Origin of the sequence: Vibrio sp. Vb1980 (assembly GCF_033338615.1) — a bacterium.
GTDB lineage: Bacteria > Pseudomonadota > Gammaproteobacteria > Enterobacterales > Vibrionaceae > Vibrio > Vibrio alginolyticus.
In genome coordinates this window covers 41,554-55,532 of sequence record NZ_JAWOSZ010000007.1, presented here as the reverse complement: position 1 = coordinate 55,532, position 13,979 = coordinate 41,554, and the positions used below count along the sequence as shown (strand labels likewise).

Sequence of the window (13,979 nt, the reverse complement as noted above, 5' to 3'; positions counted from 1 at the left end):
TCTATCTCATTGAGTTGAGTCATTAAGCTGTTGCTGAAAATCATACGACTGGCGCAAAACATCTCGATAAAGTGACGAGAACTTCTCTTCTAATTCGGTGTAATCACTTTCAATCACTTTAAATGTTGTAATTAAGTCTGCCATTCTAGGACTTCTTTGCGACATCCGATGTAGTGCAAATTCTATATTGTCTAGATCTTGATAGGATTGAAGCCATCGGCCATGCCACATCCTACTGTGGAGCACCAAAAAACGTGGCGGCAAATGTTCATGAACCTCTCGGTTTACTCTCTCGTATGCCGTTTGTACAAAGTGTTCGAGAGGCACGGAATGAAAGTCGTTCCAGTGTTTTGCGAGGCAATGATCCCAAAACATATCCAAAGCGATAGGTGCAAAACGTCGCGCAACACCAGTGAAATGAGGCTTACATTCGTTGACGATTGGATGATGGTCAGTAATACGGTCAACAAATCTATGTAATCTGATGCCATTTGAGATATCGCGATCATACAGCTTGCTTGGATCTCCTTTTACGAAGTCTCCAAGCAAGTTTCCCAATAAATGGCTGTTACTGTGATCTGCGATATGCAGGTGGGCTAGAAAGTTCATTCGACGCCAGTTTTGGCCTCTAGGGCTTGGTGTGACATGAACCTAGTATAACGTCAATTACGACGAGATGAGAGTGTTCCGCTATTCGGCTTCGTTGTCTGGGCCAACGTATTCCGACAAGATAATGCCAATTTCAAGCGCATCTAGCAGCTCTAGGCTCTCATCGTTTTGGTATTGGTCGCTCATTGTGACCTCCTTTATTTTAAGCTCTCTTGCTTTTACTTGCTGACGGCCTGGCTCTTGCCATATCCACATCAGCAACTCCTTTTTATAGTCTTTATATGACACATTCATGACAGCGAGAAGTAAAGATTTAAAAACCTATGAGCATAATCAAAAGTAAACGATTGCAATTAGGTTTCATATCCACTTAACACTTTAGAGAAATGACTCTTTTATCAACATTCATGTCAATTTAAAGATATAACATACTGTTATAGGCGTCCTTAGATCTCATTTCTTAAACTAAATTTAGTATTCGTTACATATTTTGCTGATTAACTTCGCATATTTTGTTTCGATATAGCAATAGATTTGGTCAATATCTTTTATCTCTAATGGAGCTTTAAATGAGAGAAGTTGAGTTTAGAACGATAGACAGGCTGTTTATCAAGATGTCTATCAACGACAAAATGTGGGTTATATTCCTACTATTTTTAGTAGCCCTCACTTCAGTGGCTGGAAGCCGCTACTTCAATGAAATACAACAATTTGAGCAGCAAGCCATCTCGGCGAGCGAAGCGAAGCTTTCTGGTATCGTTGATGCTCAATCAAACCGCGCTACAGAAATTGACGGCGTATCGAAATCGAACCGCGTAAGCGAGAGTTCTTTTGTCGATGGGGCTGTGACCGCTTATGCCAAGTTGCATTCTGGAGAAGTGATTAAGCTGACTCAAAATGTGTCCACACAATACGAATCGTTAAAATCATCAGCCCTATCGTCACTATTACTCAGCTTCTTATGGGTTATTCCTTTTGCCCTATTCTCTTACTGGGTGGCAACGTTTATCGGAGGAGCTCTGTGGGTTTTATATACAACAACCGAAAAAATTGGTGACGGTGACTTAACCTCTCGTCTTGGTTTCCATCCAGGTCGAGATGAATTCGGTACCATCGGCTGTGCGCTAGACAAGTCTATGGATACCTTAAGTGAACTGGTTAATAGTGTTAAAAATAATGCAACGATGTTGAGCGAGACATCTTCTGCATTCGAAAAAGATATGCAGTTGAGTGAAACCCAGATATCTCATCAATATCAAACGCTTGATTCAGTCGCGACAGCAATGGAAGAAATGACAGCCTCTGCAAAGGAGGTATCAAGTATTTCTCAACAAGCAACGACGCAGTCAGACCAAGATGCCCAGAAGATCGAACTAAGCAGAAGCCGTGTACAAAACGTGATTGGCGAGATAGAGACGTTATCTAGCTATATTGAACAAGCCTCTACGTCAGTAACCAATTTAAACGAGAATACGACGCAGATTAATGACGTGATCACAACGATTAACGCCATTTCAGAACAAACTAATCTGTTGGCACTAAACGCAGCAATCGAAGCAGCCCGTGCTGGTGAACAAGGTCGTGGATTTGCAGTGGTTGCCGATGAAGTACGTACATTAGCAAGCAGAACTCAACAGGCAACAGTAGAGATCCAAGCCATGATTGAGAAGCTTCAAATTGAGAGCCAGAACATTGCTTCAATCACCAACCGAACCGTTCAGCAAGCTCAAACCAGCAGCCAGCTTATTGATGAAATCGGCCATGATGTTACCTCTATTGCCGAGTCAGCACGCTCATTAATGGACATGAGCATTCAGATTTCCACATCTGCTGAAGAACAAAGCGCAGTTGCTAACGATATTGCATCGGAACTTTCCGAAATTCGTAGTCAATCAAGCACAATCAGAGAAGTGGCGGAGCAATCTACCGCTGGCGTCGCTAATCTCACGCAAGCCTCCGTTTCTCTTGGTGAGATATTACAACGCTACCGCACCGCATAACGTTGTGGAACTTATGATCAACAAGGGCTCCTTAGGGAGCCCTTTTCTTTAAACCGTGTTCAACTATTACCTTTGATATTTTCTACGACATCCAAGTGGATATTTGAAGTGAATCTCAAGTTCTCGCTGTACCGGATGAAATAATGTTCTTAAACAAAGCGTTCCGCTATGCTTGATCTTGCCAATTCCAATTTGCTGCTGGAAAACAATATGAATAATTACAAAGACACAAAAGACATAGAGAACCTGAATTGCCCACTCTGCCAAGGAGATGAATATCTCATTTCATCGGATGGCGAGAAATTCACATGCGCTGCTTGCGGATTTCATACAAAAAACTTCTCATCTATCCAATGTCTACATCAAACGCCTTACCTACAGTCTAAACTTAAGCACATCCACAGCTTGAGTCCGGTTTGCCATTAGTAGGTCAAACAGAGCAGCCACACAGCTGCTCTTTTAATTCATCTAAATGATGAATGCGAATTACACGCTCGTCATCAACACGATTGATAGCTTCACCATTAAATAACTGTATCGTTTTGATACCGGCGTTTAGTCCCGCCTCAACTCCTTTAGGCGTGTCATCAATATAAAGACAGTCACTTGGTAAAAAGCCCATGCTCATAGCACTGTACATGATTAAATCGGGCTCAGGCTTCCAACTATTCGCATCGAATGCCGAGAACACTTTCCCCTGGAAAGCATCGAGCAATCCTGTTAACTCCAATGCGTATTCTATTTTATCTTTCGGCCCATTGGACGCGACACAATATTCGATATTATGCGAATCTAAAAACTGAATTAATCGCTTTGCGCCATCCATCGGCTGTAAGTGGCGAACAAAAAGAGACTGGACTTCTTCACGGTATTGCGGCTCTAAGACATCAATAGGGACTTTGATATCTTTCAGCTCTTTAGTATCTAAAAGGATGTCAGCGAGCTTTCCTCCTTTAAAATGAGAAACGCACTCTTCCATCGTTAATTCTGCGCCATGCAGGTTAAATACATTGACGAGAGCTTGGCAACACAATCGTTCACTATCGACCAACGTACCATCACAATCAAATATCACGCACTTAATATTGGTAATTGCCATAGCCATCTCCAGACATCTTAAAGGCTAATGCCCTAGCTGATTTTAAAAATGTTGGCTTAATCTTATTTGAGTTTGGGATTGTTGAAACGACGAGCTTGGCATTTCATGGAAATAGAGGGGAGCAATTACAGTTTTTCTAAGCAAGATCACCTATCGTCATCTTGCTTTGCTTTTTATGCATTTGAGTGCGCAAATTAGCTTTCAATAATAACCGAATCTAAAAGCTTGTGTTCGCTACTTAGTCTTTTAGCAAGATCCGCCACAAACGAACTCTTGTATTTTGATTCAGAAACCGCGACATCAGAGATAAGCGTGTTTCCTCCAAGGTGGCTAATAATAGCGGCACCAATTGGAGCTCCAGCTTTAAAACCAACATATAATTCAAAATCTGGCGTTAGAATTATCTGAGTGAGATATTCCACAATCATATCTTTATCGTACTGTTGATCCCAACGCTGAGACTGCAGGACAGAAAACATGATAGTAAGTCGGTGAAAATCGACCAGAAAAATATCGTCAGAGCTAAATTCAGAATTACTTTCAAGTAGCGTGTCTTTGTCGACCACTTGATAGGTTGCTTGTTCTAGTGCTTTGAAATAGACATCACGCCCTTTCAGACTCTCTGGTGTTGGAAATTCAACTTCAACCAGATCATACAGCCATGTATTTTTACGCTCGATACTGGCTAACTGTTGTTCATTCATTTTGATACCTTAGTTGCAAAACGAAATGTGCAGAGTGTTTCATTCTCACATAGAGTGAAGCTTAGACAGAGCGACAAGCGATATAAAGTCATATTGGGAGAAAGTATGGTCACTCTAACTCATCATTTCGTTTAGAGCAGTACATTAGCATGAAGCCCACAACAAACCTAGCGTACGTAGACCTTTCCTTGGCTAAATTTTGTTTTAGTTGCAAACCTCTGATAGATTTCATCAATATCTTTCCTAGTTAAGGACAAAAATAATGAAAAAGATGCTGTTAAGTGCATTGCTTGCTACTACGCTGGTTGGTTGTTCAGATAACGATGTTGCTGATGTAGGACTCGGTTGGTTTACTTTGAAGAATGAACTTCTTATTACCAACACTCTGGCATAGTTGCCCCTTCTTCATTAACCATCGCTAATCAATACGTTACGAGATCTCAGATTTCAACCACGTCATTTGAAAATGTATAGTCAACCTTCGCTTTTCTTACATACGGAACTCTAGGCTCGCACTCTAATTCCTTTAAAGATTCAACAATCTTTTCTCGATAAGTTTGAAACTTTCCCTCTTTAGCACGTCTTTCAATATCTGTCCTAAATGCACTGTCTTCCTCCTCTACTCAATAGATTACCTAAGACAAATCTAGTGTTCATTCATCACAAGCAAAAGCGAGTTCAGCTGAATATTGGTTAATCTAAACAATGCATCTCGATTCAACAATCAACTGGGCTATAAATGATGCTCAGTAATCAAAGAATGGAGGTACGGTTTTATCTTAACTACAGTGAGTCTAGAGAGGTGCCAAATGTTCAACTATTAAAACGAAATCATAAAGCACCAACTTAACAAGTATATTGTTTACATTCGATATGGTTTAGATGCTATAACCTTTGGTAATAAGAAGCTCCCGATTTTTATCCATTCATTATAAAGAGACTCATTATCTGGAATCGTAATAACTTTAGATTCATTAAACAATTTAATGGAGTGCTTTACCATTGAAGATAATTTACCAACAATTTTATCACTATTGGATTTATCTGAAACATCAAAACCTATCGCTTGAACGATATCATTCCAATAATTTCCACATTGGTTTTTGCTTGACAATAGAGACACCTTGAAACTGTCTTTAAAATCATAATATATATATGAATCACTACATATTACCTCGGATTTTTTGATAAACTCAAGCGAAGGTTTTTGAGTATCTAATGAAACTTCATTATGGAAAGTTATAGGAACTAAATTCTCAACTTCGTGAGCCTCAATACACAACAGGCGAGACTGCAACCCCATTGAATTGAAAACGTCTATCGTATCTTTAGCTGTCTTACCAAACTCTGAATACGGAGATATCTTATCACTATCACAAACAGTAAATAGTCCGATTTTTTTATTTATTAACTCTTCAGACAGAGACGCCGTTGTATGACCTCCACCATGTATAGCAGTATATGACAGCTGTAAATCAATGCTTTTAACTACCTCTTTAAGATACCACTCTAAAATCTTCCTATAAACTAAGTCATCATCCTTATTTTCAAATATAACATTAGCTTTACCAAGCGGCTCTAGAATATCATCAAATAAGTTGTCTCTATATTTTGAAATATCATAATCACCTACAGAACCACCATAGAATGGATGATAAAAAACAACAGACTCATTGAAAGACCTTAACTTTGAGTTTATATAAGTTGATTTTTCTTTATCAAATTTCAAAATTGCCTTCTGTCTATTCGTTAGATTTAAATTATCTAGCAAAAATAAAATATCACGCTTTGACAAAAGAATAGAAATAAAGCCATTTCGCCTTGCATTTAGCAAATCCTCAATGAAACATTCAGTATTACTATCTTTGCGTTTAATCGCCTCAAAAACTGAATTACATAACTTAATAATCATATCAATAACTAAAAAAACCATCTGGCCAATTTTCAAGCTCACCTTCATTATTAAAAAATGAATATGAAATCATTGTTTTACTCAAAGCTCTATCTTGATCAAAAATAACTATATTTACATCATTTTCATCCAGCTCATCAGATACAATTTGATCGCCAAACTTAGAAATCATTGCTGAGCTATGAGTTTCAATTACTAACCTAAGATCAATGTCATTTTTCTCTGCAAGTTCGACTGCACCAGAAAAGACTGATGCTAAATTTGCTTGCATTTTAGGGTGTAAATGAAGCTCTGGTTGTTCAATTGCAAAAATATATTGCTTTGAAGCTCTTCCTCTTAAACTTTTCTCGTATCCTGATGAAACGGACCAAAGTTGAACAATAATTGGTAGAATTTGAGAAAATCCAAAGCCCATATCAGCTACATTTGTTGACTTACCTTCATTATATTTCAAATTAATAGCAATATGGCTAGAGGAAGTGCTTTCATCAATTACAAACCCAAAGTAGCTGTTAGTCCACTCATCAAGGTTTTTCCTCCACTTTCTTGGTATATTTGTTAGAAACATACCAATATTTTCCCCACGATGATCAATTTCATCAATACTTAAATCTTGATATCTATAATATCTTTCAGTGGAAGCCCTCAATGGAGCCACATAACGAACATTCTTAAGATTGCTAGTTATTTGTAAATTTATATCCATTGTATTAGATATCACTGAGTATAAATCAATCAATGCAGAAAAAACTCTCCATTCACTGTTGTTGTTAAAGCTCTTCCATTCTTTAATCTTTTGTTCCCATTTATTCGTTGACCGCAATGACTCCATCATAATTAATTTATCTTCATCCGTCATAATCCCAGAAACGACAGCTATCGACATATCATGAATTTTTCCTTCACTTCGACTACCCGTAAATTCTCTTATTCTAGTTTTAATCATATTAAAGACTTGAGATGAAATATCGTTTTTATCTTTATTCTGCTTTGCAATCCAATATCCAAATTGAATATCATTCGTTCCAACAATAGGAATAATCGTATTTGTGTCAGTTAGCTGATATTTAGTATTAGACAATTCCCACCGTATTTTATTTGAATCAACTACTTTAATCATTCCATCGGAATCAAAATTGAAATTGATCATATGCCCATCTACATCGACGGAAAGCATTTTTGTATAGCACGTATTTCTTTTATTTCCCGCTTCTAGACATATTTTTGTTTTAAGGAATATGTCTTTGATTTTTTTAAAACCGTAACCTCTTCCTTGTTCAAATTCAAAGTCGAAAGAAAAGCTAATAGTTTAATTATCGACACCACGATATTTGGATGTAGAAAATGATTCAAAATCTGTATACGTACCGTTCCATAGAATTGGGCCCCTAGTTCTTCTTTCAATACTTTGTCTTAACAAAGGGAATACTCTCAAAAATGAACTTTTCCCTGAACTATTGGTCCCAACTAAAACATTTATTGGTTTAAGTTCCACAAAGCCAGTGTCAACCAGTGACCGTAGACCCTCTATTCGAATTGATTTCACCTTATCACCCGTAAAGTTTCAATGTATTAACACTCATTAAACTGATATATAAACTTGTGTATACAAAGTCATGGAAGCATATCTGACGATGTGCTACCCACAATTAATATTAAACTTGTAGCTATACTACTACGTATCAAAATCTAACGATATGATTAATAGCAACAATCTGTCGTTTACCTTTGAGTTCAATTAAGATGTACTCTTTATTACACCCGCTCTAACAACCATACAATTGTGAAATTTATGCTTATAGTTGTAATGGTGTGCTAAGATTGTAAGCCAACATTACAAAAAATCCACCTATACTACTGAAAATTAAAGGATTTAAAATGAAAAGACTAGCGACTATTCTCGGACTTTCAGTTGCCCTTTTAGGCTGCTCTGATGATGAAGTCGGCGACGTAAGTTTGGGGCTTTTTACCATGAAAGACATCAAAGTAGGTGAATTAAAAGACGAGGTAGTCACGGGGGTAACGTGTCATATCGCTTCTATCGAAGCAGATTTTAGCTTAGCGGATCCAAGTGACAGCTCAATATCATGTCGTCAGACTGGCGAAATCACACCGGAAATGATTGCAAAAATAGATAAGAGTAAGTCCGGTGAAATTGTATTTAAGAAGTCAAAAAGCATTTTCTTCAAAACAATGAAGGTTCGCCGTATTTATGATGCCGATAACCAAACCTTACTCTACTTGTCTTATACAACAAAAGAGACCGATGGTAGTTTTAAGCATAGCCTTTCGACAGTCCCACTTTGGGGTACCAAGGCTTACGTTGAGCCAACTGAAGTGAAAAAGTAACGCGGATAAATTTAGTTAGCGCGGAGCAGGCTCTTTCCGGGCGCTGCTGAGCAACAAGTTTAAAAAACAACCCATTGCAATACGACAAGCGTCATAAATTGCAGCTGCTTTGGTTGCTATTTACTCAGCTCGCTGATTTTTTCAGCGAGCAGACTTCTTTGTAATAAATCGCCACGATTTTCATTTTTTTGTGATACAATCCCGCCTCTTTTTTTTCTCACTCAAGAACAAGCATGAAGTTTCCTGGTCAGCGTAAATCTAAACACTACTTCCCAACTCACGCTCGAGATCCATTAGTAAACCAAATCCGACAGGCACCTAAGCTATATCGCCCAACTATTGTTGGTGTCGGTCAAACCATTGTAGATATCGAAGCACGTGTAGATGACGCGTTTTTAGAGAAATACAACCTGAGTAAAGGACATTCGCTCGTTCTTGAAGAAAGCAAAGCAGATGCACTTTACGAAGAACTGGTTGAGCAAGGCCTGATCACACACCAATACCCAGGTGACACGATTGGCAATACTCTTCACAACTACTCAGTTTTAGCCGATAGCAAATCCGTTTTGCTCGGTGTGATGTCTAAGAACATTCAAGTCGGTTCTTTTGCTTACCGCTACCTTTGCCGTACGTCTTCACGCATGAACCTTAACCATTTACAAACGGTAGATGGCCCTATTGGTCGCTGCTACACCCTAATTTCTCAAGACGGTGAGCGTACATTTGCTATCAACGAAGGTCATATGAATCAACTACTTCCGGAAAGCATTCCTGAAGAGATCTTTGAGAAAGCATCAGCCCTGGTTGTTTCTTCTTACCTAATGCGTGGTAAAGAAGAAGATCCAATGCCTAAAGCGGTACAAAGAGCGATCGACTTTGCTAAGAAGCACGATGTCCCTGTTGTACTTACGTTAGGGACAAAGTACGTTATCGAAGGTAACGCACAGTGGTGGCAAGAATACATTCGCGAAAACATTTCTGTTGTCGCTATGAATGAAGAAGAAGGTGCGGCGCTAACAGGTGAAACAGAGCCGCTAGCTGCTGCTGATAAAGCACTTGAATGGGTTGATCTCGTACTGTGTACGGCAGGACCAAATGGTCTGTACATGGCTGGTTACACCGACGAGAAAGTAAAACGAGAAACCACACACGACATCCTTGAAAGCTCCCTCGAAGCCTTTAACCAGTACGAGTTTAGTCGTGCGATGCGTAAAGAAGACTGTCAAAACCCAATGAAGGTCTACTCTCACATCGGCCCTTACCTTGGTGGACCATTAGAGATTAAGAACACTAATGGTGCAGGTGATGCAGCCCTTTCAGCCTTACTGCATGACATGGCAGCAAACTCTTTCCACCAAAAAGAAGTGCCTAACTCAGAAAAGCACGAAGTACGATGCTTAACCTACTCCTCGCTTTCTCAGATCTGTAAATACGCAAACCGAGTAAGCTATGAAGTGTTGACGCAGCACTCTCCTCGCCTATCGCGAGCGCTTCCTGAACGAGAAGATAGCTTAGAAGAGACTTATTGGGATCGTTAAAACGACAGCTTTAAAGCTAAAAATATATCAAGGTCACCATTTGGTGGCCTTTTTGTTTTTTATCTAGCACTGTAACGAGTAGATTTTGTTAGTATGTCGCACAATACGAAGCAGTAAACTCTTTACAAGCCTAACCGAAACAGTACCATCACCAAGCAGACCTTTGCCTCACAATAATACTCGTTATAACTCAGGTAGTTTTTCAACGCTACCTGTGTGCCACTTTGGGGATTCTCCATGCAGTCAGATATCGAAATTTGCCGAAACACACCACTTTCTTCTATTGATGTTATCGCGGAAAAAGTAGGACTATCACCCGAAGAGTATGACACTCACGGAAAGCACAAAGCCAAAGTCCACCCAAAATGTTTGGAACGACTCAAAGCAAATGATGACGGTAAACTTGTACTAGTCACTGCGATCACGCCGACTCCTCTTGGCGAAGGAAAAACCGTTACGACGATAGGCTTGGCGCAAGGTTTAGCAAAGCTTAATCAATCTGTTATTGCATGTATAAGGCAGCCTTCGATGGGACCTGTCTTCGGTATTAAAGGTGGCGCTGCGGGCGGCGGTTACTCTCAAGTAGCTCCAATGGAAGAGTTAAACTTACACCTTACTGGTGACATTCACGCAGTGACAGCGGCGCACAACCTTGCTTCAGCCGCTCTTGACGCTCGCTTGTTCCATGAACAACGCGAGGGTTATGATGCCTTTGAATCACGCACCGGGTTAAGAGCACTTAAAATCGACACGGCCAGTATTACTTGGAAACGAGTGATGGACCATAATGATCGTGCACTACGTAAAGTCAAAATTGGCCTCAATGATGCAGGAAAAACCATCAATGGTTTCGAGCGTGACGAAGGGTTCGATATTTCAGCCGCTTCCGAGTTAATGGCTATCATTGCACTAGCCAAAGATTTAAAAGATTTACGTCAACGTATCGGGAAAATTTTCGTAGCGTACGATTTGAACGGAAACCCCGTCACTACGGAAGATCTACAAGTTGCAGGAGCAATGGCAGTAACACTAAAAGAGGCGATTGCACCAACACTGATGCAAACTCTAGAAGGTGTTCCTACGTTGATCCATGCAGGTCCATTTGCAAACATCGCCCATGGAAATTCATCCATTATCGCGGACGATATTGCGCTAAAACTGTCAGGTTACACGGTAACTGAAGCCGGTTTTGGTTCGGATATGGGATTCGAGAAAGCGTGTAACATTAAAGCTGCTGCCGCCAACAAAGCTCCTGACTGTGTAGTGATCGTAGCAACATTACGCGGCCTCAAAGCGAATTCCGGACACTACGATTTACGGCCAGGTATGGCTATTCCAGATTCCATTTTTAATCCGGACCAAGCAGCATTGGAGGCTGGGTTTGAAAATTTAAAATGGCACATAAATAACGTTCATAAATACGGTTTACCTGCTGTCGTTGCCATTAACCAGTTTCCACAAGATTGTGTGAAAGAGCTTAAAGCTCTTGAAGAGCTGATTCACCAATTTAATCCCGAAGTTAAAGTAGCCATCAGCACCGCTTTTACGCAAGGCGGACAAGGCGCAACGGAACTAGCTCAACATGTTATTGATGCGTGTACCACGCCTGTAGAGTTTTGTCCGTTATACAACAAAGAGCAATCATTACTCGAAAAGCTCATGGCAGTATGTGAAGCGGGCTATGGAGCAACCAATATAGAAATGACTCCTATCGCGACTGAACAGCTCAAACATTTTGAGCAATTAGGCTTTAACAACTTAGCGGTTTGCATCGCGAAGACACCACTATCTATAACCACGGACTCCGCAGTCAAAGGCGCACCAACTGGTTTTACCGTCCCAATCCGCGAGCTGCGCTTGTGTGCGGGCGCAGGATTCGTTTATGCATTATCTGGAACCGTGATGACGATGCCAGGCTTACCTGATAAACCCGCATTTATGAACTTAGATCTTGATGATGAAGGAAATATCGTCGGTCTCTCTTAGTGCAGTGATAACGTATCGCTATCAGTGAAGTGAGCATATTCATTGAGTGAGTGGTCTACTTACCTATCCACTCACTCTCAACAACTGTGAAAAGAGTTGTCTCAGGCCTTCTACTCTTGAATTGTTGATACAAAGCTCTCTTGCCTTACATCAACGCGCCTGTTTTAGACCTTTAGAGTTAAGACGCTAACCCTAAGCCTTGTTTAGCCATAGTTATTAAGCTAGAAAACCCTATTTATCTTCTTGTTTTGTCGCCACTTTACATTGTAAATCCATACTTTTTGACTTCTCCTTTCTACAATTTTGCGCCAATTTGATGCACGGGCTATTTAGCGCTTCACTAATATGGTGCAGTTGTCTTACAGTGAAATTTTAACCTCCTTGATTTTTAAGGAGATATTCTATGGCTCGATTCTTGTAGTAGACTTTTCACTAATAAGCACATTAGCACATGCTTTTCAAAACCTCTGCGTTGCATACCACCTCCTTCAGGTTAGCACCGTTTTGATGCATGTCAGAAAAGGGAAAGGGAATACTATGGAAGACGCACTCGCCGTAATTTTAGCAGGAGGGATGGGGTCTAGACTCAGCCCACTCACCGATGACAGAACCAAGCCAGCCGTACCTTTTGGCGGAAAATATAGAATTATAGATTTCACACTAACCAATTGTTTACATTCGGGTTTACGCAAAATCCTTGTTTTAACCCAATATAAATCTCATTCACTTCAAAAACACTTACGAGACGGCTGGTCGATATTCAATCCAGAGCTAGGCGAGTACATTACTGCTGTTCCACCACAAATGCGCAAAGGTGGTGCATGGTATGAAGGAACCGCCGATGCGATTTATCACAACATGTGGTTGCTATCGCGAAATGATGCAAAGTATGTGGTTGTGTTATCCGGCGATCATATCTATCGAATGGACTACGCTGCAATGCTTGAAGAGCATAAAGATAAAGGTGCTAAGCTCACCGTTGCCTGTATGGATGTTCCCGTAGAGGATGCTTCAGCATTCGGTGTAATGGGCACCGCAGAAAACGGGCTCGTTACTTCGTTTATAGAGAAACCTGAAACCCCACCTACCCTTCCTGGAAGCGCGACCAGAAGCCTTGTTTCTATGGGAATATATATCTTTGATATGGATGTTTTGAAAGAAGCGCTTGAAGAAGACTCAAAACTCAATTCATCAAGCCATGACTTCGGAAAAGACATCATACCTAAGCTAATTGATACTTGATACCGAATCCGTTTACGCTTATCAATTCTGTGGAAGTAAAGGGCGCGTCGATAAAGATTGCTATTGGCGCGACGTGGGTACCATTGATTCCTTCTATGAAGCGAATATGGATCTACTAGAACCTGTGCCGCCAATGAACCTTTATCAGTCTAATTGGGCGATTCGTACTTACGAGCCGCAGTTTCCACCAGCTCGTACTGTATCGTCGGCCACGGGTAATGAAGGCATTTTTATTAACTCCATAATTGCTACCGGTGTCATCAATTCCGGAGGCTCGGTACAGCACTCCATTATTTCCTCTAATGTACGCATTCAAGATAGTGCAACGGTAGTCGATTCCATCATTTTTGATGACGTAGAAGTTGGTGAAGGAAGTCAGTTGGTCAACTGCATAGTTGATAAACATGTTCGTATTCCGCCACATACTCAAATTGGCATCAACAAACTTGAAGATGCGAAGCGATTTAAAATCTCAGACAAAGGTATTGTCGTCATACCCGAAAGTTACCAATTCGATTAAACGACAAACTATCACAACAA

Annotated in this window: 12 protein-coding genes and 1 pseudogene; 6 read left to right on the top strand and 7 right to left on the bottom strand. The window is 40.2% G+C overall.

Annotated features, from left to right (window positions below; all coding sequences use genetic code 11):
- Window positions 1-6: 6 nt before the first annotated feature.
- Window positions 7-609: an ACP phosphodiesterase gene (locus R7F64_RS12830; RefSeq protein WP_017820947.1), complete on the bottom strand. Its 603-nt coding sequence runs from the start codon at window positions 607-609 to the stop codon at window positions 7-9.
- A gap of 81 nt (window positions 610-690) precedes the next feature.
- A complete protein-coding gene (locus tag R7F64_RS12825) occupies window positions 691-864 on the bottom strand; it encodes a hypothetical protein (RefSeq protein WP_213910708.1) in 174 nt (57 codons plus the stop codon).
- 314 nt (window positions 865-1,178) lie between these two features.
- On the opposite strand from R7F64_RS12825, the gene R7F64_RS12820 reads away from it, so the two are divergent.
- Entirely contained in the window at window positions 1,179-2,609 is a 1,431-nt protein-coding gene (locus tag R7F64_RS12820) for a methyl-accepting chemotaxis protein (RefSeq protein ID WP_213910197.1), read from the top strand.
- A 430-nt stretch (window positions 2,610-3,039) separates the two neighbouring features.
- On the opposite strand, the gene R7F64_RS12815 is transcribed toward R7F64_RS12820, so the two are convergent.
- Window positions 3,040-3,708 (bottom strand): HAD-IA family hydrolase, encoded by a 669-nt coding sequence (locus tag R7F64_RS12815; RefSeq protein ID WP_318071756.1) that lies wholly within the window; start codon window positions 3,706-3,708, stop codon window positions 3,040-3,042.
- 194 nt (window positions 3,709-3,902) lie between these two features.
- Window positions 3,903-4,412: a flavodoxin gene (locus R7F64_RS12810; protein WP_258687135.1), complete on the bottom strand. Its 510-nt coding sequence runs from the start codon at window positions 4,410-4,412 to the stop codon at window positions 3,903-3,905.
- A 262-nt stretch (window positions 4,413-4,674) separates the two neighbouring features.
- Here R7F64_RS12810 and R7F64_RS12805 point away from each other — a divergent pair, with 262 nt between their 5' ends.
- Window positions 4,675-4,806: a hypothetical protein gene (locus tag R7F64_RS12805; RefSeq protein ID WP_412034466.1), complete on the top strand. Its 132-nt coding sequence runs from the start codon at window positions 4,675-4,677 to the stop codon at window positions 4,804-4,806.
- 468 nt (window positions 4,807-5,274) lie between these two features.
- On the opposite strand, the gene R7F64_RS12800 is transcribed toward R7F64_RS12805, so the two are convergent.
- The 3 genes from R7F64_RS12800 to R7F64_RS24530 form a co-directional block, all read right to left on the bottom strand.
- Window positions 5,275-6,360 carry a hypothetical protein gene (locus R7F64_RS12800; RefSeq protein WP_318071755.1) on the bottom strand — a complete coding sequence of 362 codons (1,086 nt, stop codon included), beginning with the start codon at window positions 6,358-6,360 and terminating at the stop codon, window positions 5,275-5,277.
- Window positions 6,326-7,501 (bottom strand): AAA family ATPase, encoded by a 1,176-nt coding sequence (locus R7F64_RS12795; protein ID WP_318071754.1) that lies wholly within the window; start codon window positions 7,499-7,501, stop codon window positions 6,326-6,328. The genes R7F64_RS12800 and R7F64_RS12795 overlap by 35 nt, the downstream gene beginning before the upstream one ends.
- A 132-nt stretch (window positions 7,502-7,633) precedes the next feature.
- Window positions 7,634-7,870, bottom strand: coding sequence for an AAA family ATPase (locus tag R7F64_RS24530; RefSeq protein WP_412034465.1), 237 nt, complete (start codon window positions 7,868-7,870; stop codon window positions 7,634-7,636).
- A 332-nt stretch (window positions 7,871-8,202) separates the two neighbouring features.
- Between R7F64_RS24530 and R7F64_RS12790 the strand changes: the two genes are divergently transcribed.
- The 4 genes and pseudogenes from R7F64_RS12790 to glgC all read left to right on the top strand — a co-directional run bounded on the left by R7F64_RS12790 (window position 8,203) and on the right by glgC (window position 13,959).
- Window positions 8,203-8,673: a CreA family protein gene (locus R7F64_RS12790; protein ID WP_318071753.1), complete on the top strand. Its 471-nt coding sequence runs from the start codon at window positions 8,203-8,205 to the stop codon at window positions 8,671-8,673.
- A gap of 233 nt (window positions 8,674-8,906) precedes the next feature.
- Window positions 8,907-10,211, top strand: coding sequence for an inosine/guanosine kinase (locus R7F64_RS12785; RefSeq protein WP_005376376.1), 1,305 nt, complete (start codon window positions 8,907-8,909; stop codon window positions 10,209-10,211).
- A 237-nt stretch (window positions 10,212-10,448) separates the two neighbouring features.
- Entirely contained in the window at window positions 10,449-12,197 is a 1,749-nt protein-coding gene (locus R7F64_RS12780) for a formate--tetrahydrofolate ligase (protein WP_318071752.1), read from the top strand.
- A 537-nt stretch (window positions 12,198-12,734) separates the two neighbouring features.
- A pseudogene (gene glgC / locus R7F64_RS12775) lies at window positions 12,735-13,959 on the top strand (glucose-1-phosphate adenylyltransferase).
- Window positions 13,960-13,979 lie beyond the last annotated feature (20 nt).

Coding starts and splice junctions, on each gene's coding strand:
- R7F64_RS12820 (WP_213910197.1), top strand. CDS start 1,179: ATGAGAGAAGTTGAGTTTAGAACGATAGACAGGCTGTTTATCAAGATG.
- R7F64_RS12785 (WP_005376376.1), top strand. CDS start 8,907: ATGAAGTTTCCTGGTCAGCGTAAATCTAAACACTACTTCCCAACTCAC.
- R7F64_RS12830 (WP_017820947.1), bottom strand. CDS start 609: ATGAACTTTCTAGCCCACCTGCATATCGCAGATCACAGTAACAGCCAT.
- R7F64_RS12810 (WP_258687135.1), bottom strand. CDS start 4,412: ATGAATGAACAACAGTTAGCCAGTATCGAGCGTAAAAATACATGGCTG.
- R7F64_RS12805 (WP_412034466.1), top strand. CDS start 4,675: ATGAAAAAGATGCTGTTAAGTGCATTGCTTGCTACTACGCTGGTTGGT.
- R7F64_RS12780 (WP_318071752.1), top strand. CDS start 10,449: ATGCAGTCAGATATCGAAATTTGCCGAAACACACCACTTTCTTCTATT.
- R7F64_RS12795 (WP_318071754.1), bottom strand. CDS start 7,501: ATGCTTTCCGTCGATGTAGATGGGCATATGATCAATTTCAATTTTGAT.
- R7F64_RS12825 (WP_213910708.1), bottom strand. CDS start 864: ATGTGGATATGGCAAGAGCCAGGCCGTCAGCAAGTAAAAGCAAGAGAG.
- R7F64_RS12815 (WP_318071756.1), bottom strand. CDS start 3,708: ATGGCAATTACCAATATTAAGTGCGTGATATTTGATTGTGATGGTACG.
- R7F64_RS12790 (WP_318071753.1), top strand. CDS start 8,203: ATGAAAAGACTAGCGACTATTCTCGGACTTTCAGTTGCCCTTTTAGGC.